Below are 17,115 nucleotides of genomic sequence, written 5' to 3'. Positions count from 1 at the left end.
GTTTTATTGGTTTACACATTAAAACGGTATTTTGTCAATTAAATTTAGATGCGTTTCCCCTGGGGGTGGGAGGAGGTGTTCATACTTAGATGTTTTTATATATGTTTAATTGTGTACAAATATCTATCGTTTATACGTTTTATGAATTAGATGGATGTAGCTACTAAAAAGTATTGTAAACAAAGTTTTATATTCTGTATTCATCATTTAAAATCTGAATGTATTTCTATAAAGACAATCTTAGTTAATGAATGAATGATCTAAGTCTTGATATTTGTGATCAATAGAAATCAAGAGCTAAAAAACTCAAAGAATAAAAAACTCATAAGCAAGTATAAACCTTGCAAAATGTTACCAGTCTTGCAAAATGACAGAACGACAAAATTATAACTTAGCAATCCCGAAAATAATCTGAAGAGATAGATATAACAGCAGTGACTCAACTTAATATCTGAAGTTACTAACCTGAAAAAGTTAAAAATTCAGTGATCATGATTCAGATTTGATCAGAAAGCTGGAGATGATCAAGTAATAATTTGTGGTATTACCTTTACAAATCTGATCACTTAATCTCAATAGTTTAATGCTGATGTTAAACCTTTGATATACCTATCAAAACTCATAAATAATGTCGCCGAGCTTAGAGCATAAGTAAAATATATCCACAGTTAGCACATATATCCTTGTATTTATCCCTAGGAGATTTCATGAAAATAGCAATTGCTAAAGAAATAGAAGTTTGTGAACGGCGTGTATCATTAATTCCCGATATCGTAGCCAAGTTAGTCAAACAAGGTTTAGAAATTTTAGTAGAAAGTGGTGCGGGAGAAAAAGCATATTTTACCGATGCTGACTATGAAGCCGCAGGAGCGAAAATTATTAGTGATACAGCCACCTTATGGGGGGAAGCGGACATATTACTCAAAGTTAGCCCTCCCCAAGATAGAGAAGATGGACAGTCAGAAATTGATTTACTTAAACCGGGTGCTGTTTTAATTAGCTTTCTCAATCCTTTGGGTAATCCTATCATCGCCAAACAACTGGCAGATAAGCAAATTACAGCTTTAAGTATGGAAATGATCCCCCGTACCACCAGAGCGCAAAGCATGGATGCTTTATCCTCCCAGGCATCTCTGGCAGGGTATAAAACCGTACTTTTAGCAGCCGCAGCATTACCCAAATATTTCCCGATGTTAACCACAGCAGCGGGGACAATTGCCCCGGCTAAAGTATTTATCATGGGTGCAGGGGTTGCAGGTTTACAGGCGATCGCCACAGCCCGTAGACTAGGAGCAGTAGTAGAAGCCTTTGATATTCGCCCCGCAGTCAAAGAAGAAGTCCAAAGCTTAGGAGCAAAATTCGTCGAAGTCAAACTCGAAGAAGAAACCGTTGCAGCAGGTGGTTACGCCAAGGAAATTTCCGAAGACAGTAAAAAACGCACCCAAGAATTAGTAGCCGAACACGTCAAAAACTCTGATGTAGTCATTACCACCGCCCAAGTACCAGGTAGAAAAGCACCCCAACTCGTAACAGAAGAGATGGTAAAAGCCATGAAACCCGGTTCAGTCATCGTAGACTTAGCCGCAGAACAGGGTGGAAACTGTGCTTGTACAGAAGCAGGTAAAGATATTGTTTGGAACGGTGTCACAATTATCGGACCAATAAATTTACCCTCCTCCATGCCAGTACACGCCAGCCAACTGTATGCCAAAAATATTACCTCATTAATGCAGCTGCTTATTAAAGATCAAGCATTGCAGATGAACTTTGAGGATGACATCGTTGATGCAGCTTGTGTTACTCATGGTGGTGAAATTAGAAACCAACGGGTAAAAGATGCTTTGCAAGCAGTAGCGGTTTAGTTAAATATAGATTGAATGAACCACTTTTGCGAAGCGTGCCGAAGGCATAGAAGCGAAGAACACGAAGGAAGAAGAGTTTGAGAGAGATTTTTCGTTTGTTATGTAAATCTTCTCTTTGCGTCTTTGCTCCTTTGTATCTTTGCGCGAAACCTCTTAAATCCAAAAATCACATGACAGAAACATTACTTCCAGCCTTATTCGTACTCGTCTTAGCCTCATTTATTGGCTTTGAAGTCATTACTAAAGTTCCCCCCACACTTCACACTCCTTTGATGTCTGGTTCTAATGCCATTTCTGGGATTTCGGTAATTGGTGCAATTCTGGCAGCGGGGGAGAAAAACACTAATTTATCAGTAATTCTCGGTTTAATTGCGGTGATATTGGCAATGGTTAACGTTGTCGGTGGTTTTTTGGTGACTGACAGAATGCTGCAAATGTTTAAAAAGAAGGAAATTAAAGCATGAGCGACTTTTTACCAACTGGAATTCAGCTGACATATTTAGTCGCTGCATCCTTATTTATTCTCGGTTTGAAAAAATTGGGTTCTCCGGCAACAGCTAGAAATGGTAATCTCATCGCTGCGGTGGGAATGTTATTAGCAGTTGTCGCTACATTATTAGATCAACACGTTTTAAACTATCAGATGATTTTGATAGGTTTGGTCATTGGTTCAGCTATTGGTGCTATTGCCGCTTATAAGGTGGAAATGACGCAAATGCCCCAAATGGTGGGTTTACTCAACGGTTTGGGTGGTGCATCTTCTGCTTTAATTGCTGTGGCTGAATTTTGGCGGTTGTCAGATGCTGGCCAATCCATACCTTTAGAAGTTAACATTTCCATGTTGTTGGATGTGTTAATTGGTGGTGTGACATTAACCGGTAGTTTTTTAGCCTTTGCGAAATTACAGGGTTTAATCAGTGGTACACCGATTACTTTTCCTTTACAACAACCTTTTAACTTCTTGCTATTCGGTTCTTACATTGCTGGAAGTGCTTATTTTATCTTCAATCCAGAAAGTATCCCCGTATTTTTAGGGATTGTAGGAGTTTCCTTATTTTTGGGTGTGATGTTTGTTTTACCCATTGGTGGCGGTGATATGCCAGTGGTAATTTCACTGTTAAACTCTTTGTCTGGGGTAGCTGCGGCGGCGGCGGGTTTTGTGGTGATGAACAATATGTTAATCATCGCCGGTGCTTTGGTGGGTGCGTCGGGTATCATCCTCACAGAAATCATGTGTAAGGGAATGAACCGATCTATATTCAGTGTTTTATTTAGTGCCTTTGGTTCAGTTTCTACTGCTGGTGGTGGCGCTGGTGCTGCTGGTGTTAGTGATAAACCCGTCCGTAGTATTGATCCTGAAGAGGGGGCAATGATGTTAGGTTATGCCCGTTCTGTAGTGATTGTACCCGGATATGGGATGGCGGTTGCTCAAGCACAGCATAGCGTCCGGGAGTTGGCGGATCAGTTAGAGCGTATGGGTGTGGATGTGAAATATGCGATACATCCCGTTGCGGGAAGAATGCCAGGACACATGAATGTATTATTGGCGGAAGCTAACGTTGATTATACGCAGCTATATGATATGGAGGCGATTAATCCTCAGTTTGAACAAGCTGATGTGGCGTTAGTGATTGGCGCTAATGATGTGGTAAATCCGGCGGCGCGTAGTGATAAGAATAGTCCAATTTATGGGATGCCGGTTTTAGAGGTTGATCGGGCGAAGCAAACTATTGTGATTAAGCGCGGTATGAGTGCCGGTTTTGCTGGTGTGGATAATGAGTTGTTTTATAAGGATAAGACGACTATGTTGTTTGGTAGTGCTAAGGATATGGTGGCTAAGTTGGTTAGTGAGGTGAAGCAACTTTAGGTTAATTTTAGGGGTGTAGTTTTTTGACTATGCCCTTTTTTTCTCACGCAAAGACGCAAAGGCGCAAAGAAGAAGAAGTAAGATTAAATTCTTTGAAACCATTTATTTAAAGCATGAGCAAGAAAATATTTTAAGCTCTGATTTTTAGCTGCTTCCTTTGCAAATGTAATATCAAGTGAATGTATTTTACCGAGTCCTTTAGCTGCTGGTCTAACTATAGCTGCATTATTCCAATCTGTCCAAATTCTAATTCTTGTAATATTTTCTTGTTTACCGCTATAAAAACTACGTGGTAGCCACAAAAAAAGTACAAGTTCTTTTTTACTATTTAACCGTAATTCAGCACAATATTTAGTTTTACCTTTACCGTAATAAATACCACCATCCTGTACTATTTCTTCCATTCGATAATCAAATTCTAAAATAGTTTGTCGAAATTTGAGAAGTTTAGTTTGTTCTTGAGGTGTGCATTTATCAATTAATTGATAAAATCTTTTAGGAGGAGTAGGAATATCTTTTTTAATATGATTTTCTGGGCAATAATCAAAGTCTAATTTCCAGTTGAGCGTAGTATCTAAATTAATTATGTTTAGACTAAATTTTTGCTCTTGACAAATAATTTTAAACTGCAAAAAATTAAATTTTAGCTGATGATATTTTCTGTCAGTATAGTTATCTCTATGAAAATTTGGAGTAACCGCAATTAAAACTATAGGAACTTGAAAATTAATATTTTTAGGAAAAGGTTTTTCATCTAAAAGAGCATCATAATAACGAGTAAGTTGTTGGACAATATATCTATCTTCAGAGTTTTTTAACTCTATGATTACAAGTTCCTTATTTTTACCAAAAGCTAAAATATCACAATATTGTCCATTAACTTGATACTGTCGCTTTAAAGGTTTATATCCAAATAGCTTTTCTAAGTTATTCCAAACTAAATCTTCTAAATCTTTTTCACTTTCAAATTCCCATCCGCTTGCTACTTTTCTTAATTTCATTTGTATCTATCTGTTAAACTATGAGTGTGAGTATATTTACATATTTTACCTTAACTTTTTTATTTAATATGATACAGTAATTTATGCTATCGCTCTTTCTTCTCTTCTTCCTTCGTGTTCTTCGTGTCTATCCCTTCGGGACGCTCCGCGAACGTGGTTTGTTAAAAAAGGATGCTGGGTGAAAATGAGCGATCCTTCCTCTGCGTTCTCTGCGTCTCTGCGGTTCGTTAAAAAAGGATGTTTGGGGAGTTGAGGAAGTGCGATCTCAATTTGAAAGAGAAAGACTTAACACCACAGCTAATGCTTGAGAAATAATCTGCATTTCCGATTCAGAAAGCTAACCTAATTTCCTGATTAATCTTGTTTCCGAAACCGAACGAATTTGAAAAGTATCAACACTAGAAACTTTTGCAAAACTATTCTCAGTTGATGGTTCTAATTTTACCATCCAAGGTCTAATATAATATCGTTCTTTCCAATCTGTAACCGGAACAATAACCTTCAAAGGTAAAATACCAATTGCATCATCATTAACTATAATACAAGGACGTTTTTTACTAATTTCCGTTCCTACAGTTGGATCTAAATTAACTAACCAGACTTCACCTCTATACATAAATTTCACAGTTTCTTTTAATCTTCATCTGGATAGTCATAAAAATCTTCTCCATCTAAATCAGAGAAAACAACTAATTCACCATCATTTGCATAATCTTCAATAGCTGTCATAGCTGCTAATGCTAATTGACGTTTTTGCTGTTCTTTTGTCAAAAATTCTCGTTGTTGATTAACCAATTGTAAAGCCAATTCAGCAATTTGTAACCGTTCATTTATACTGAGGTTTGGTAAAGATTGAAGAATTGCTTGCGTTTCCATATTAATTCATCCTCTTAATATCATTTAACACATATTTCAAAAAATAACTAAATTAACTGTTTTTCTGGTTCAATTTCTTCTTGTTGACTAGCTACTTCTAACCAACCTTGAACAGCATCTTTCAACATTTCTAATAAATGTTCATAACTTTCACCCCAGGTATGACATCCTGGTAAAGCTGGTACAGAACCACACCATACACCGTCTTCTTCCTAAATAATTGCTTTTATTTTCATAGCCAATTCCTTGAACTAGGGATATTTTACCGCAGAGGCAGTCAGATGTACCAGTTTAATAAAGATGAATAATCGCTGTTTGGGAAGTTGAGGGAGTGCGATAGCGAAGCGCTCCGTAGGAATCGCTGTTTTGGGAAGTTGGAGGGATGCGATCACGTAGGTAATTTTAGGCGATCGCTGTTTGAGGATGATGGGATTTAGGAGATAGTGCTATAATTCAAATAATCAAATTCCAGGATAAATTCTATGCCAGTAGAAGCCATTTATGAACAAGGAACATTGAGATTATCAGAACCGATAAAACTAGCAGAAGGAAGTAAGGTACAAGTAATTATCATTCCTATAGAATCTAATTATCAACAGAAAAAAACATTAGAAATTTTACAAGAAATTGCTGAACTTCCTTTAGAGGGGAAAACAGATCCTTTTGATGGCAAAGATCATGATCAGATTTTATATTGTCAATAGTTTATGATTTTTGTAGATACGGGTGCTTGGTTTGCTAGTGTTGTTCCTTCAGATTCCAACCATAAAAACGCTATTTTATAGTTAACTAATAATACACATTCTTTAGTAACAAGTGATTATGTAATTGATGAAACATTAACTTTATTAAGAGCAAGAGGAGAAACCAAAAGAGCAATTATTTTAGGTGAAGCTTTCTTCTCAGGTAAATTAGCAACTATATATTATTTAACAGAAGAAGATATTCGCTCAACTTGGCAGATTTTTCGTGATTATTCTGACAAAGAATGGAGTTTCACCGATTGTAGTAGTAAAGTTGTCATGGAAAAGTTAGATATTATCCAAGCATTTTCATTTGATTATCATTTTCGTCAATTTGGTATTTTTCAAGTCGTTCCATAATGTATCGTTTTTCTTTTGTCTCATGACAACAATTTTAATCTGTTTGAGGATAAGGAATTATAGTTGATAATATACTAATTACTTCAGTAACAAATTCAACTGAAACTTTTTCTTTTAATTCAGCTTTTCTTGCTTTCCAATCAATGCTTTTAATATGATCTGCTAAAACAAAACCTGTAGTATTTATACCGCTAGGTAAAGGAACTTCAAAAGGATAACCTTTTGTACTGTTAGTTATTGGGCAAACTATAGCAAGACCAAAATCATTATATATCATAGGAGAAATAATTAAAGCGGGGCGACGACCAGCTTGTTCGTGACCCGTTTGAGGGTCGAAATCTAGCCATACAATATCGCCCCGATCTGGTACATAAACATTACTACCAGACTTCCTTACCGATTGGTTCACCCCAGTCACTTTCACCATGAGAATTGTTAGGAGTTATTTTTGCTAAGAACTCCTCCAAATTATACCTCTTACATGGTACTTTTGCCTGGTAACTAGGATTATTGTCAGAGTTATTAGAAACTATTTGCTCATATTTATTTATTAAGTGAGGCAAACGTACATTTACATCAGAACCACTTAATACATGAAAAAGAGAACTCTTGAATTTCAAAAACGAATCTTGGTGTTTTTCGCAAATAGCTTGAGAAATATCAAATTCAGATAAAGAATATCGTTTTTGAGACAATAATTCTTTGATATAACCAAACAAAATTAAGTCTTGAAGTTTCTCAGTGAGATAGTTCCAGTAGTTCTCTACGATTCTAGATTGAACATAATTAATTTCCGAAACTCTTTCTATAAACTTCTGAAAAGCCATGTCCAAGAATTTTTTTTCAAGGACGTAACTACGTTTTGATTTGTTTTCGGAATCATCAGGAGGAATACGTTCAGCAAGCTCCTTGATTTGTGAACCTGTGATACAAAGCTGCTGTTGAAGCTCGACCAAAATCATAAATTCTTGGAGAGCCTCAGAGAGCTTAGATTTTACTTGATCTATGTTTATACCGTGACGTTGTGCAATATTTCCAAGAAACTCATAAAATTCAGCATTGGAAGAGTCACAGGCTAAACACTGCTCTAAAAATGATTGAGCTTCTTCAAGCCGAAATTCTTCAAAATAATCAGGTTTGATAGCCTCTAGGATACTCATTTGCAACACCTGCGCTGAAAAAGCGCATTATTGTTTTAGTCTGTTTTACCTTGTTTCACTTTATCCTAGCTTGTCTTACGCTAAATATCAAGACTACTGACTATAAAAATTACCATAATTATCTAAATATGCGTTTTCTTCTTCCTGTACGTGAAGTCAAACGATGATGTTCAGGATTTGATTGTAAGTAATATTTGGGGGAGTAATTGCGATCGCTTTTTCTTCTTTCCTTCCACTTTGTTCTGCTCGCTTGACGACAGAAATTATGTATAATTAAACTGGAAAAAAATCAGCATCTAAAATTTCATCAGCAGAAAAAAGATTATCTTGAGGAAAAATGGATAAAGGAAGTCCAGTTTCAATCGCCGCTTCTTTACGACCGTGTTGATAACAATTATCCAAAACTTCTAGATAATATCCTTTTAAACTAGGACTATCTAAAAACGCATCTTGTAATCTTTGACGATGTTCATATATTGTATACAACCAACTATTTGACCTGTTTTGAGGTTGAAACTTGTATTTAAGTAAGTGCATAATTAAAACTCGTAAATTACTTTTTAAAGCATTTTTTTCACTTCTCCCCATACTTTCAATTTCTTCAATTAAATTTTCTAATTCTAATTCTGAAAACTGCTTATTCTTTAATAAAGAGGCAGTTTTTTCAATCCATAAATTATAATCTTCTGCATAAAGATTATGAGTTAATATCATAGATTGATGTGTCATAATTTTCTCCTTGGTAAAAATTTAAACCCCAAAATCCAAAACCACATCCAAAGCAGTCCGAATTTCTTCCCAATAATCAGCTTCTAAAATCCCCACCAACCCCAAAACACGACGATAATCTACAGCACGAATTTGAGCAACATCAATAAAATGATCCTTATCTAATCCATTGCTTACTGTTGCTTTGACATTGACAATATAGGGAGCTTGTTTACTTCCTGGTCGAAATGGCATCACAATAGTTAATAATCCATATTGATTCATAATATCGTTTTTAACTATTAAACAAGCACGGATTTTTTGTGCTTCTGCTCCCACAGTTGGATCAAGATTTATCCAGCGAATTTCACCCCGTTTATAAGTTAAATTACTCTCTGGCATTAATACCATCTCCAGCTACATTATCCCAAGTATAAATCTCATTTTGATATTCTAAATCTTTGGCATCTTCTTGGAGTGCAGCAATTATTTCTGCTTCTAAAATCTTGCGTCTTTGTTCTGCTAATAGTGCATTAATATAAGCACTACGATTACCTTTTGCTTGTTGATCAATAAATCTGAGAATGTCTTCTTCTAAAGTAATTGTGACTTTTATCATTATGTATGACTCATTTATCTTACCAATTAATCATACCACTTTTTTGACATTGCGTGAGATAAAAAGAGATTTTGAGGGGTTGAGAGAGTGCGATCGCTAGGTATCGCTGTTTACTAAATCTCCCAATCTTCTAATTTTAAATTGTCAATTCTACTTTATCCATCTGAGGTAGATGGTACAGGTGCGTAAACTAGAAGTACACCTTCCTGTAGCTTAATTATGGTCATACGAATGGGTACAATTCTGTACAAAATACCTTGTAATTGATCAAATCTCCATAAGGTATCTTTGATAATTTCTTGGCATAGAGTCTTTCTTTTTCCGTAGAGTTGCATAGGTAAAGTAGGCTAAAGATGCCATGACAAATGTTGCTGATTTCCAATTTCCTGAGCTTTTATAATTTTTATATTTCAGAAGCTATTTCTTATTTTTAGCATAGGATTGACTTCAGCAAATATCTATTTTATTTGTGATAGCAACTCCCTGACTTTTACCTATCACCTACTAATATTAACCTCCGATTTCTCTGAGCATATCTTCTACTCTATTTGCACCTTCAGAGTCATTACCACTGCGATATAAACTCAAAGCTTTTCTTAAAACATTACTAGCTTGTTGAGTTTGTCTTCTTTTTTTGAACATTGAACCCATTAATTCATAAATTCTGGGGTTATTCCTATTTAGTTTAATTGCTTCTTCATAAGCCCACATTGCTGATTCATAATCACCTAATGCAGTTTGTGTGACACCCAAACCTAAATAAGCATTAAAATTACCACGGTTGAGTTGGATAGCACGACGATAAGCTTCTTTTGCTCCGTTTGTATCTGACAAATTACCTTTGATATAACCAACAGCGTAGTAAAAATCGCTATTGTTGCCATCAATGGCGATCGCTCGACGGTAAGAAGTTAAAGCTGATTGAAAATTGCCTTGTTGGGCATATAAGTAACCAATACCAGAATGAATCTTGGCATTTCTGGGATCTAATTTTCCTGCTTCTTGATAAACTGCGATCGCCCCATTATAATCTCCTGCATCCACTAACCTTCTTCCTTGTTCCAAAAGTTCCTTCAGTCGAGGGTTTCTGGCTTGTGCAACCAATATTTCCGAACTTTGAGCAATCGCTGGAGTTGCAGTAACTACACTTCCTAATAACAGGATAGCCACTAAAAATGATGTTTGTTTGTACAACATAAATCGCCAATTCCTTAAATAAATTTTAGTGAAGTTTTTTGTTTGTACATTAAAACAAAAATCTTTAGTTTTGAAAACTGTATTTCTTCATTCTTACCCAATATATGAACATATTTCTATCGCCGACATTCAACATACAGAACATCCATTACTCAGTGGATATAGTTAATTGAACAACTAATAAGGAATATTTTATACCCTATCCCCGAAATTTTTCATACCCATAGGCAATAACTTCTTTATGGATGCAATTTTCAATTCAACTTGTGATAGCGTCAAACTACTAGGATTCAAAGCAATCTAAAAAGTTCCTGAAATTCTAGCAATCTGTTGCCAGAATATGCAAGATAAAAATATATCAAGCCAAAATATATCAAGTTATTTACTTTTTACTAGGTGAAACTATGCTTTTAAGTACCACAGATGTAATTCAAGGTGCTATCATTGATTCCTATTTAGGTATTGTCACGGCAGAAGTTGTTTATGGGAGTAACTTTTTAAGAGACTTTTTAGCCGGCATCCGTGATATTGTTGGTGGGCGTACTGGTAGTTATGAACGTTTATTTGAGCAAGGACAAAAAAAGGCACTAGAAGAACTAGAAAAAAGAGCGCAACAATTAGGAGCGGATGCAGTAATTGGAATTGAAATTGATACAGGCACAATTAATGTTGATCAATCGGGAGTTTTATTACTAATAACTGCTACAGGTACAGCCGTCAGGATTCGTTAGGACTTTCATTCTGACTAAGGAGTATTCATTAACTCTTTCTAGTGATAGATATAAAAAACATCAAAGAGAAATTTAATGTTAAATATACACAAAAATATCACTAATAAACTTTGCTAAAATAGCAGCGGAGAATATAAACTTATGTCATACGTAAATAGAGTAGGGGATGAAATTATTCCCTCTGAGTCTGTGGTAACAGGAAGAGTGACTGAATACCGCGATCGCGTGCGCTGGGGTCCAATAATTTCCGGTATTTTAGTTGCTTTAGCCACTCAATTAATTTTGAGTTCTTTTTTTGGTGCTATTGGTGTATCCAGAATTGCAGACTTTCTAGGAGCAACAACAATTGTAGTTGGAATCATTAGTAATGTAGGAATTTGGTCAACCATCTCCTTATTAATTTCCCTATTTTTAGGTGGTTGGGTAACAACTCGCGCCTGTGGTCCGATGCACCGAGATACAGCTTTACTCAACGGTGCAATTCTGTGGGCTGCAACCTTAGCAATCAGTTCCTTTCTATTAGCAAATGGTGTATGGGGTACATTTGGAATTGCTGCTTATAATGTAGTAGAAGTAATCAATCAAGTACGGCAACAAGGTGCTAACATACCAGAAAATTTACCCCCATTAACAGCAGAACAAACCATAGAAATAGCAGCAGCAATATCGAGAATTTTATGGTGGTTTGTCTTTGGTGCTTTATTGGGTTTATTAGCCGCATTAATTGGTGCTTTTACTGGTGCGCGTAGTCCTCGAACTAACAATAACAATCATTAATATAATAGATCCCCGACTTCTTTTGTTAAGATTTTCAATAAATTATCAATTAATTTCAGAAGTCGAGGATCTGATAGTTTTTATTTAACCCTGGCGTTGATATTTTCCCATTAATTCTGCTGTTGCTAAAACATGACCTTTCATGACAGTTTCAATTTTATTTTTAGTAGCACCTGCTTCTAAATTCAGCTTTTTTGCTAAAGCATAAAGATGGAAAAAATAACGGTGCGTACCACCTGGAGGACAAGGACCACCATAACCCAACTTCCCAAAATCATTTTTCCCCTGTAAACCACCACTAGGAATAGTTTTACTCACAGGAATTTCTTCTGGTAATTGTTTAACGGTAGGAGGAATATCATAAACAACCCAATGGACAAAAGTGTTTCCTGGTGCATCTGGGTCATCACAAATTAATACTAAACTTTGGGTTTCTGGAGGAATTTCTTCCCAGTTTAAAGGTGGCGATATATTTGCACTATCACAAGTATATTTTAGAGGAATTACACCATGATTTACAAAAGCAGAGCTAGTTAATTTCATAGTTTTTTCTCCCGTTGGGGAAAAAGTAAAATGTAACTAACCAAAAAATAGCAAATATTTTAGTGATAGAAACTCGTCTTTTAGTTATATTATAAATTATTTTGAGTAAGGTGCGTTAACGATAGCGTAACGCATCATTCATATTAAAACCCTTTCTCTACCACTTCAAAAATGCCTCATCAACTCCTTTTTCTCGTCTAATTTTCGCATCAATTTCAAACCAAGTAATAATTTGCTTTGCTGTCAATTCCTCAATAGAAACATCATATTCTTTGGCAATATGTTGTAAAATTCGTAAAGAGGAAATTGTCAATCTGGTTAAAAACTTTTCAGGGTTACTTAACAAAGCTGCATCAACTTGTGCAGATTCGTCTGGGGTTAAAAATTCGGTTGATGATTGATTGGGTGAGATATCCATAGGGTTTAAAGTTCTGTTTAATTGGGAAGTTTTGTTTATATTAAATCATATTATTGTAATCCTTGAGCAATAAACGCAGACCAATAGCGGGGATGTGCAAAGGGTAATTCTGAATCAGAAGTTTGGATTTTATGTTTTAGCAATCTATTGATTTTGGCATGAATATTATATTGATGTTCCCATTGTGAATATTCATCTGAATTACGAGTATATTTTTTTCTATCTTCTATCAGTTCTTTCTCCTTTGATTCTATTTGCTTGGATATTGTTTCTAAATCTGCTTTGCTTAATTCCCGCAGTTTAATTTGTGCTGCTTTTAGTGCTGCTGGACGATTTTTACCTTCTTTTCTTTGTTGATAGTAAAATATAGAAAATAGCGCAGTTGCTAAATCATCAACCTTCCATAAAGAACTAATTACACTTATCGCACCAGCACATAAAAAACCAGTAGAAAGTGTTAGTAAATTATCAGTTATATCTGGGTTATCTAAATTGGTTTCGCAACAAGAAAGAAACACATCTACAAGATGAGGTAAACGCCAACCCGGAGACATTAATTGACCTAAAGTAATACTACCATCACCTAATTTTAACTGAGATTCTAAAGGATTATATAAACAAGATTCAGCATGGTGACAACAGTGGATAATTTGCACCTGTTCAGCTAATTTTCGGAAATTTTTAACAGTAGCTTGACTACTACCTATTAATCTGTTATGTACTGAAATATTATACATTTTGGCGATTTGTTCACCTTCCCATTTAGCACAAGACAGATCGTCTGTTGCATCTTCTACAGTACCATATTGTAAGTATTGAATATCTAAATTTAAGCTTTTCTTGTTGTGGTTTTGATGACAAAAATCTAAAATTTGACAACTGGGAGTATAACGAATTAAAAATCTATCTACTAAATATTCTTGATATTCTCCTGTAGGTAAAGCAGCAAAAGGTATTTGATGTAATAACAAATGAGGTTCTATAATTAATTCTTCTATGTCTTGAAGATATTGATTGATGATTTTTGATAATTGTAATCTCTCAGCAAGTTCATGGATAAAATGTTCCATATCATTTTCCCATTTTTCAGGATAATTGATATAGTTTGATAACCAATTTTGTGCAATCCAGTTTTGTAATCTTTCTAAACCCTCTCCTATACAGGTATGGAGATAAATTGAATTTTGGGTAATGATAAAAATATGGGTGTCAGAGTTGGTAGTGTAGAAACTGAGAATAGCAGTTTTAGGATGATCAATTAATTGCTGAACTTCTGATAAACTCAGAGGTTTAACTTGAATTTCACCTGCTAAAATGGGATCTTCTTTTCTGAGTTGTTCCCAAATTTCTTGTTTGGCAGTTTCTAATGATACTATTTGTTCGTTAGATACTTGCCAAATAGCACGGGTTTCACTGCGATTATTTTCTGATTGATAATTTTGGCGTTCTATATCAATTTGTTTTTGTAATTCTTCGTATTTTTGTAATAATTCTTGGACTTTTGGTGGTACATTTTCACCTTGGGATAAGTGAGAACTCGCCATTAATTCTACCAGACGTTGAGAACGGGAGCGTTCAGAATATTCAAAGGCTTTATCTATTTGTTGGTTATTGATACAGGCTTGTACAATGTTTTGGTAAATGTCTATTGAGTCGGCTAAAATTTCTTGACGACGTGATTCTGATTTGATCCAACTGCGGCTAGTTTCTACTGCTTCAATTGCAATACTATAACCTTCTATTGCTTCTGTCCATAGTCTTGATTTAAAAGCAGTATTTCCAAGGTTACGAGCAGCCATTTTTGCGTCAATAGGATAAACTTTAGGTGTATTAATTTCTAATACTGATCTGTAACAATTTATTGCTCTTTTTACTAAACCTTGATCACGAAAAACATTACCTAAGTTATTTTGAAGTATGGAATATTCAAATGGGTAATTTTCAAAAGTATAAAAATTTAAAGAATTTTCAAATGCTTTGACTGCCAATTTTAAATTGTCTTCTTTATATCCCTGACTTCTTTTATTATATGCAATACCCAAATTCATTTGAGTATTTGCCCATTGTTCAGGAAGAGTTTTTTTGTTTATGACTTCTAATATTTCATGATAAATATTTATTGCTAATTCCCAATTTCTTTCACCATACTCATTCGGAACATCACAGTAAGCAGATGCCATAGTATCTCTTAGAATTGCCCATTTATCCAATAAATTATTTTGCTTAAAAATAGTTAAAGCACTTTTACAATTTGAATTTAATATTTCTAATTTTTTATAAAGATATGTCCTTTTTTTTATAACTCTACTCATTTTAGAATATAAAACTACTAAATTTGTTTGAGTTTCTGCCCACTCTATAGGAAACTCTTGAACAGAGTAAATTGTTAAAGCATTCTCATAAGCTAATCTTGCATTTTCCAAATTCTCTGAAGTATCATCATATATTTTAGCTAGATAAGCATTACCCAAATTAAGTTTAGATATAGCCCAATATTTTGGAAAATTTTCACGCTTAAAGATGACTTCAATAACCTCAAAAGCAGCAATAGCAATTTCTAAGTTATTGGCTCTATTTCCTTGAGGAAACTGTCCAATTAGTGTACCAAAATCAGCGATAGCTGGTGCTAATGCTTGTGATTTACTCAAAGGTTCTTTACTAAAGTAATTCTGAGCGTAACAGCGTAATAATTCAGCAAAATTCAAATCTAGTTTGTCAACATTAGCAGTCAGTAAAGGATAAACAATATTTTTATCACTAAAACTTTGCAAAGTTGTTTCTAACACTTCCGATAAAAAGTCTATAGATTCTTTTACCATGATTAATTTTTTATTACCTAATTCAGTATATTTTTATTGGGTCAAATATAATCATTACCCCAAAATCCCCGTCAACTTCTCCATCAAATCTTCCGCTAACTCCAACAACTCAACCTCATCAATATCATCATTACCAGAAGCGCGACAACTTCCAGAAACGACAACATCACCAACTAAAAAATCCTTAGCAGCAAAAATTCGATCTTCTTCCTTTAACTGACTCAAACAATATTCTAAACCTGCAATAATTTCATCAATAGACTTATGCTGTAAACGTTCTCTTACCTTCACTGCAACTACATCATCACTTTCTAAGAAAGTAGTAAGTTTCTCAATATAACCAGGTTCATAGTCATCATCACCCCAAGTTTCCAACCAATCACCATCTATATCTTCAAAATATAAATCTACACAATCAATACCATGATTTATCCAATCTTCCTGTAACTTTTTACCTGCTTCCAAATGTTCTAGGTATTGTGTAAATTTATCTGTTTTTTTAATCTCTATTTCTTTTACCATGATGACACTCTCTCCTACAACTTCAAAGACAACTAAGAAAACTATAAATTAAAAACTATAAACTATAAATTAAAAACTATAAATTAAATTTTAAGTAAACACCTATTGATAAACTATCGCTATTTTCTAATGAAACATCAACTATTTGCTTAATAAATCCATCCATACCAGGATCATAACTTAAAAATAATCCTCTTTCTATACCCCAATGTTTTAACTTATTTTTCCATTTAGTAAATTTATCTTGAGAATTAACATCAGATAAGCTAGTGAGTTGAACACACAAAGGATTTTGTAATTCATAACTAACAATTATATCAGTTGCCATAGCTACATCAGCAATGTAAGATTGCCATAAATCCCACCCACGTTGTTTAATTTCCTTAGCTACTGCTGTTAAGATTTCAGTATCACTTTGATCAAAATTTCCAGCCATTAAATTTTTTTTCCAGGTTTCAAAATTAGGATCTTTTTCTTCCAACCATTTAGGAAAAAGATAACTATACCAATATCTCTGACAAGGAGTCATTTCCTGATAATACTGCTGTCGTTTATCTTCATCAGTTAAACTTTTGATATCTAAGTAAGTTCTAGCATCAATAATTATCTGTTGCAGGAAAAAGAGGACAAACTTTTTAGCAGTCAAAGAACCAGGTTTTACATCTTTAACCCAGCGATTAATTTGTTTTAGCCTAATTTCTAAACTGGGATCTGTGGTTGATGCTTGCTCAATTAATGACTTGAGTTCTTCTTTAATCTCTTGTGGACGCAAAAATATACACCTGGAGAAATTATTTTATCTTATGTATTTTAACAGTATTTAATAGCTTTGTAAATTAAAAAAGTTCAAAAAGTAAGTTCAAAAAGTAAAATTTTTGCAATAAATATTATACTTTCAACTTCCATATTTTA

Annotated in this window: 20 protein-coding genes and 2 pseudogenes; 6 read left to right on the top strand and 16 right to left on the bottom strand. The window is 34.5% G+C overall.

The window, feature by feature from the left end; translation table 11 throughout:
• Window positions 1-707: 707 nt before the first annotated feature.
• The 3 genes from WJM97_RS19785 to WJM97_RS19775 all read left to right on the top strand — a co-directional run bounded on the left by WJM97_RS19785 (window position 708) and on the right by WJM97_RS19775 (window position 3,729).
• Window positions 708-1,862 (top strand): Re/Si-specific NAD(P)(+) transhydrogenase subunit alpha, encoded by a 1,155-nt coding sequence (locus WJM97_RS19785; protein WP_353930473.1) that lies wholly within the window; start codon window positions 708-710, stop codon window positions 1,860-1,862.
• Window positions 1,863-2,032: 170 nt separating this feature from the next.
• Complete coding sequence (locus tag WJM97_RS19780) at window positions 2,033-2,326, top strand: NAD(P) transhydrogenase subunit alpha (RefSeq protein WP_353930472.1); 294 nt, start codon at window positions 2,033-2,035, stop codon at window positions 2,324-2,326.
• The gene (locus WJM97_RS19775) at window positions 2,323-3,729 is read left to right on the top strand and encodes an NAD(P)(+) transhydrogenase (Re/Si-specific) subunit beta (RefSeq protein WP_353930471.1); all 1,407 of its coding nucleotides are present in this window, start codon (window positions 2,323-2,325) and stop codon (window positions 3,727-3,729) included. Before WJM97_RS19780 ends, WJM97_RS19775 begins: the two co-directional genes overlap by 4 nt.
• Window positions 3,730-3,812: 83 nt before the next feature.
• Here the strand turns inward: WJM97_RS19775 and WJM97_RS19770 are convergent, their stop codons facing one another.
• The 4 genes and pseudogenes from WJM97_RS19770 to WJM97_RS19755 all read right to left on the bottom strand — a co-directional run bounded on the left by WJM97_RS19770 (window position 3,813) and on the right by WJM97_RS19755 (window position 5,842).
• Window positions 3,813-4,730, bottom strand: coding sequence for an endonuclease NucS domain-containing protein (locus tag WJM97_RS19770; protein WP_353930470.1), 918 nt, complete (start codon window positions 4,728-4,730; stop codon window positions 3,813-3,815).
• Between the two features lie 337 nt (window positions 4,731-5,067).
• Window positions 5,068-5,346 (bottom strand): type II toxin-antitoxin system PemK/MazF family toxin, encoded by a 279-nt coding sequence (locus WJM97_RS19765; RefSeq protein ID WP_353930469.1) that lies wholly within the window; start codon window positions 5,344-5,346, stop codon window positions 5,068-5,070.
• Between the two features lie 17 nt (window positions 5,347-5,363).
• On the bottom strand, window positions 5,364-5,606 hold the full coding sequence (locus tag WJM97_RS19760; protein ID WP_353930468.1) for a hypothetical protein: 243 nt from the start codon (window positions 5,604-5,606) through the stop codon (window positions 5,364-5,366).
• Between the two features lie 47 nt (window positions 5,607-5,653).
• Window positions 5,654-5,842, bottom strand: a pseudogene (locus WJM97_RS19755) (type II toxin-antitoxin system HicB family antitoxin).
• Window positions 5,843-6,088: 246 nt separating this feature from the next.
• Between WJM97_RS19755 and WJM97_RS19750 the strand changes: the two are divergent.
• On the top strand, window positions 6,089-6,310 hold the full coding sequence (locus WJM97_RS19750) for an antitoxin family protein (RefSeq protein WP_353930467.1): 222 nt from the start codon (window positions 6,089-6,091) through the stop codon (window positions 6,308-6,310).
• 433 nt (window positions 6,311-6,743) lie between these two features.
• On the opposite strand, the gene mazF is transcribed toward WJM97_RS19750, so the two are convergent.
• The 7 genes and pseudogenes from mazF to WJM97_RS19715 form a co-directional block, all read right to left on the bottom strand.
• Window positions 6,744-7,118, bottom strand: coding sequence for an endoribonuclease MazF (mazF, locus tag WJM97_RS19745; protein ID WP_353930466.1), 375 nt, complete (start codon window positions 7,116-7,118; stop codon window positions 6,744-6,746).
• Window positions 7,090-7,869 carry a hypothetical protein gene (locus WJM97_RS19740; protein WP_353930465.1) on the bottom strand — a complete coding sequence of 260 codons (780 nt, stop codon included), beginning with the start codon at window positions 7,867-7,869 and terminating at the stop codon, window positions 7,090-7,092. Before WJM97_RS19740 ends, mazF begins: the two co-directional genes overlap by 29 nt.
• Before the next feature lie 273 nt (window positions 7,870-8,142).
• Entirely contained in the window at window positions 8,143-8,598 is a 456-nt protein-coding gene (locus WJM97_RS19735) for a DUF29 domain-containing protein (protein WP_353930464.1), read from the bottom strand.
• Window positions 8,599-8,619: 21 nt separating this feature from the next.
• Complete coding sequence (locus tag WJM97_RS19730; RefSeq protein ID WP_353930463.1) at window positions 8,620-8,979, bottom strand: type II toxin-antitoxin system PemK/MazF family toxin; 360 nt, start codon at window positions 8,977-8,979, stop codon at window positions 8,620-8,622.
• Window positions 8,966-9,196 (bottom strand): CopG family transcriptional regulator, encoded by a 231-nt coding sequence (locus tag WJM97_RS19725; protein WP_353930462.1) that lies wholly within the window; start codon window positions 9,194-9,196, stop codon window positions 8,966-8,968. The genes WJM97_RS19730 and WJM97_RS19725 overlap by 14 nt, the downstream gene beginning before the upstream one ends.
• Before the next feature lie 176 nt (window positions 9,197-9,372).
• Window positions 9,373-9,543: pseudogene (locus WJM97_RS19720) on the bottom strand (DUF4336 domain-containing protein); the annotation flags it as partial.
• Window positions 9,544-9,706: 163 nt separating this feature from the next.
• The gene (locus WJM97_RS19715) at window positions 9,707-10,390 is read right to left on the bottom strand and encodes a tetratricopeptide repeat protein (RefSeq protein WP_353933228.1); all 684 of its coding nucleotides are present in this window, start codon (window positions 10,388-10,390) and stop codon (window positions 9,707-9,709) included.
• 407 nt (window positions 10,391-10,797) lie between these two features.
• Here WJM97_RS19715 and WJM97_RS19710 point away from each other — a divergent pair, with 407 nt between their 5' ends.
• A complete protein-coding gene (locus WJM97_RS19710) occupies window positions 10,798-11,124 on the top strand; it encodes a YbjQ family protein (RefSeq protein ID WP_353930461.1) in 327 nt (108 codons plus the stop codon).
• Window positions 11,125-11,265: 141 nt separating this feature from the next.
• Entirely contained in the window at window positions 11,266-11,901 is a 636-nt protein-coding gene (locus WJM97_RS19705) for a hypothetical protein (protein ID WP_353930460.1), read from the top strand.
• An 84-nt stretch (window positions 11,902-11,985) separates the two neighbouring features.
• On the opposite strand, the gene WJM97_RS19700 is transcribed toward WJM97_RS19705, so the two are convergent.
• The 5 genes from WJM97_RS19700 to WJM97_RS19680 all read right to left on the bottom strand — a co-directional run bounded on the left by WJM97_RS19700 (window position 11,986) and on the right by WJM97_RS19680 (window position 16,975).
• Window positions 11,986-12,444, bottom strand: coding sequence for a YbhB/YbcL family Raf kinase inhibitor-like protein (locus WJM97_RS19700; RefSeq protein ID WP_353930459.1), 459 nt, complete (start codon window positions 12,442-12,444; stop codon window positions 11,986-11,988).
• A 157-nt stretch (window positions 12,445-12,601) separates the two neighbouring features.
• Entirely contained in the window at window positions 12,602-12,862 is a 261-nt protein-coding gene (locus WJM97_RS19695; RefSeq protein ID WP_353930458.1) for a hypothetical protein, read from the bottom strand.
• 50 nt (window positions 12,863-12,912) lie between these two features.
• A complete protein-coding gene (locus WJM97_RS19690; protein WP_353930457.1) occupies window positions 12,913-15,681 on the bottom strand; it encodes a CHAT domain-containing protein in 2,769 nt (922 codons plus the stop codon).
• 54 nt (window positions 15,682-15,735) lie between these two features.
• Window positions 15,736-16,203, bottom strand: a complete 468-nt coding sequence (locus tag WJM97_RS19685) for a hypothetical protein (RefSeq protein WP_353930456.1) — start codon at window positions 16,201-16,203, stop codon at window positions 15,736-15,738.
• A 76-nt stretch (window positions 16,204-16,279) separates the two neighbouring features.
• Window positions 16,280-16,975: a hypothetical protein gene (locus WJM97_RS19680; protein ID WP_353930455.1), complete on the bottom strand. Its 696-nt coding sequence runs from the start codon at window positions 16,973-16,975 to the stop codon at window positions 16,280-16,282.
• Window positions 16,976-17,115: the final 140 nt, after the last annotated feature.

The sequence above is a fragment of the Okeanomitos corallinicola TIOX110 genome (assembly GCF_038050375.1).
In the GTDB taxonomy this organism is placed as follows: domain Bacteria; phylum Cyanobacteriota; class Cyanobacteriia; order Cyanobacteriales; family Nostocaceae; genus Okeanomitos; species Okeanomitos corallinicola.
Note: the sequence above shows the minus strand (reverse complement) of the source record. Positions and strands in the feature narration are given on the sequence as shown.

Coding starts and splice junctions, on each gene's coding strand:
- WJM97_RS19700 (WP_353930459.1), bottom strand. CDS start 12,444: ATGAAATTAACTAGCTCTGCTTTTGTAAATCATGGTGTAATTCCTCTA.
- WJM97_RS19705 (WP_353930460.1), top strand. CDS start 11,266: ATGTCATACGTAAATAGAGTAGGGGATGAAATTATTCCCTCTGAGTCT.
- WJM97_RS19690 (WP_353930457.1), bottom strand. CDS start 15,681: ATGGTAAAAGAATCTATAGACTTTTTATCGGAAGTGTTAGAAACAACT.
- WJM97_RS19735 (WP_353930464.1), bottom strand. CDS start 8,598: ATGACACATCAATCTATGATATTAACTCATAATCTTTATGCAGAAGAT.
- WJM97_RS19740 (WP_353930465.1), bottom strand. CDS start 7,869: ATGAGTATCCTAGAGGCTATCAAACCTGATTATTTTGAAGAATTTCGG.
- WJM97_RS19725 (WP_353930462.1), bottom strand. CDS start 9,196: ATGATAAAAGTCACAATTACTTTAGAAGAAGACATTCTCAGATTTATT.
- WJM97_RS19685 (WP_353930456.1), bottom strand. CDS start 16,203: ATGGTAAAAGAAATAGAGATTAAAAAAACAGATAAATTTACACAATAC.
- WJM97_RS19770 (WP_353930470.1), bottom strand. CDS start 4,730: ATGAAATTAAGAAAAGTAGCAAGCGGATGGGAATTTGAAAGTGAAAAA.
- WJM97_RS19760 (WP_353930468.1), bottom strand. CDS start 5,606: ATGGAAACGCAAGCAATTCTTCAATCTTTACCAAACCTCAGTATAAAT.
- WJM97_RS19730 (WP_353930463.1), bottom strand. CDS start 8,979: ATGCCAGAGAGTAATTTAACTTATAAACGGGGTGAAATTCGCTGGATA.
- WJM97_RS19775 (WP_353930471.1), top strand. CDS start 2,323: ATGAGCGACTTTTTACCAACTGGAATTCAGCTGACATATTTAGTCGCT.
- WJM97_RS19695 (WP_353930458.1), bottom strand. CDS start 12,862: ATGGATATCTCACCCAATCAATCATCAACCGAATTTTTAACCCCAGAC.
- WJM97_RS19750 (WP_353930467.1), top strand. CDS start 6,089: ATGCCAGTAGAAGCCATTTATGAACAAGGAACATTGAGATTATCAGAA.
- WJM97_RS19710 (WP_353930461.1), top strand. CDS start 10,798: ATGCTTTTAAGTACCACAGATGTAATTCAAGGTGCTATCATTGATTCC.
- WJM97_RS19765 (WP_353930469.1), bottom strand. CDS start 5,346: ATGTATAGAGGTGAAGTCTGGTTAGTTAATTTAGATCCAACTGTAGGA.
- WJM97_RS19780 (WP_353930472.1), top strand. CDS start 2,033: ATGACAGAAACATTACTTCCAGCCTTATTCGTACTCGTCTTAGCCTCA.
- WJM97_RS19785 (WP_353930473.1), top strand. CDS start 708: ATGAAAATAGCAATTGCTAAAGAAATAGAAGTTTGTGAACGGCGTGTA.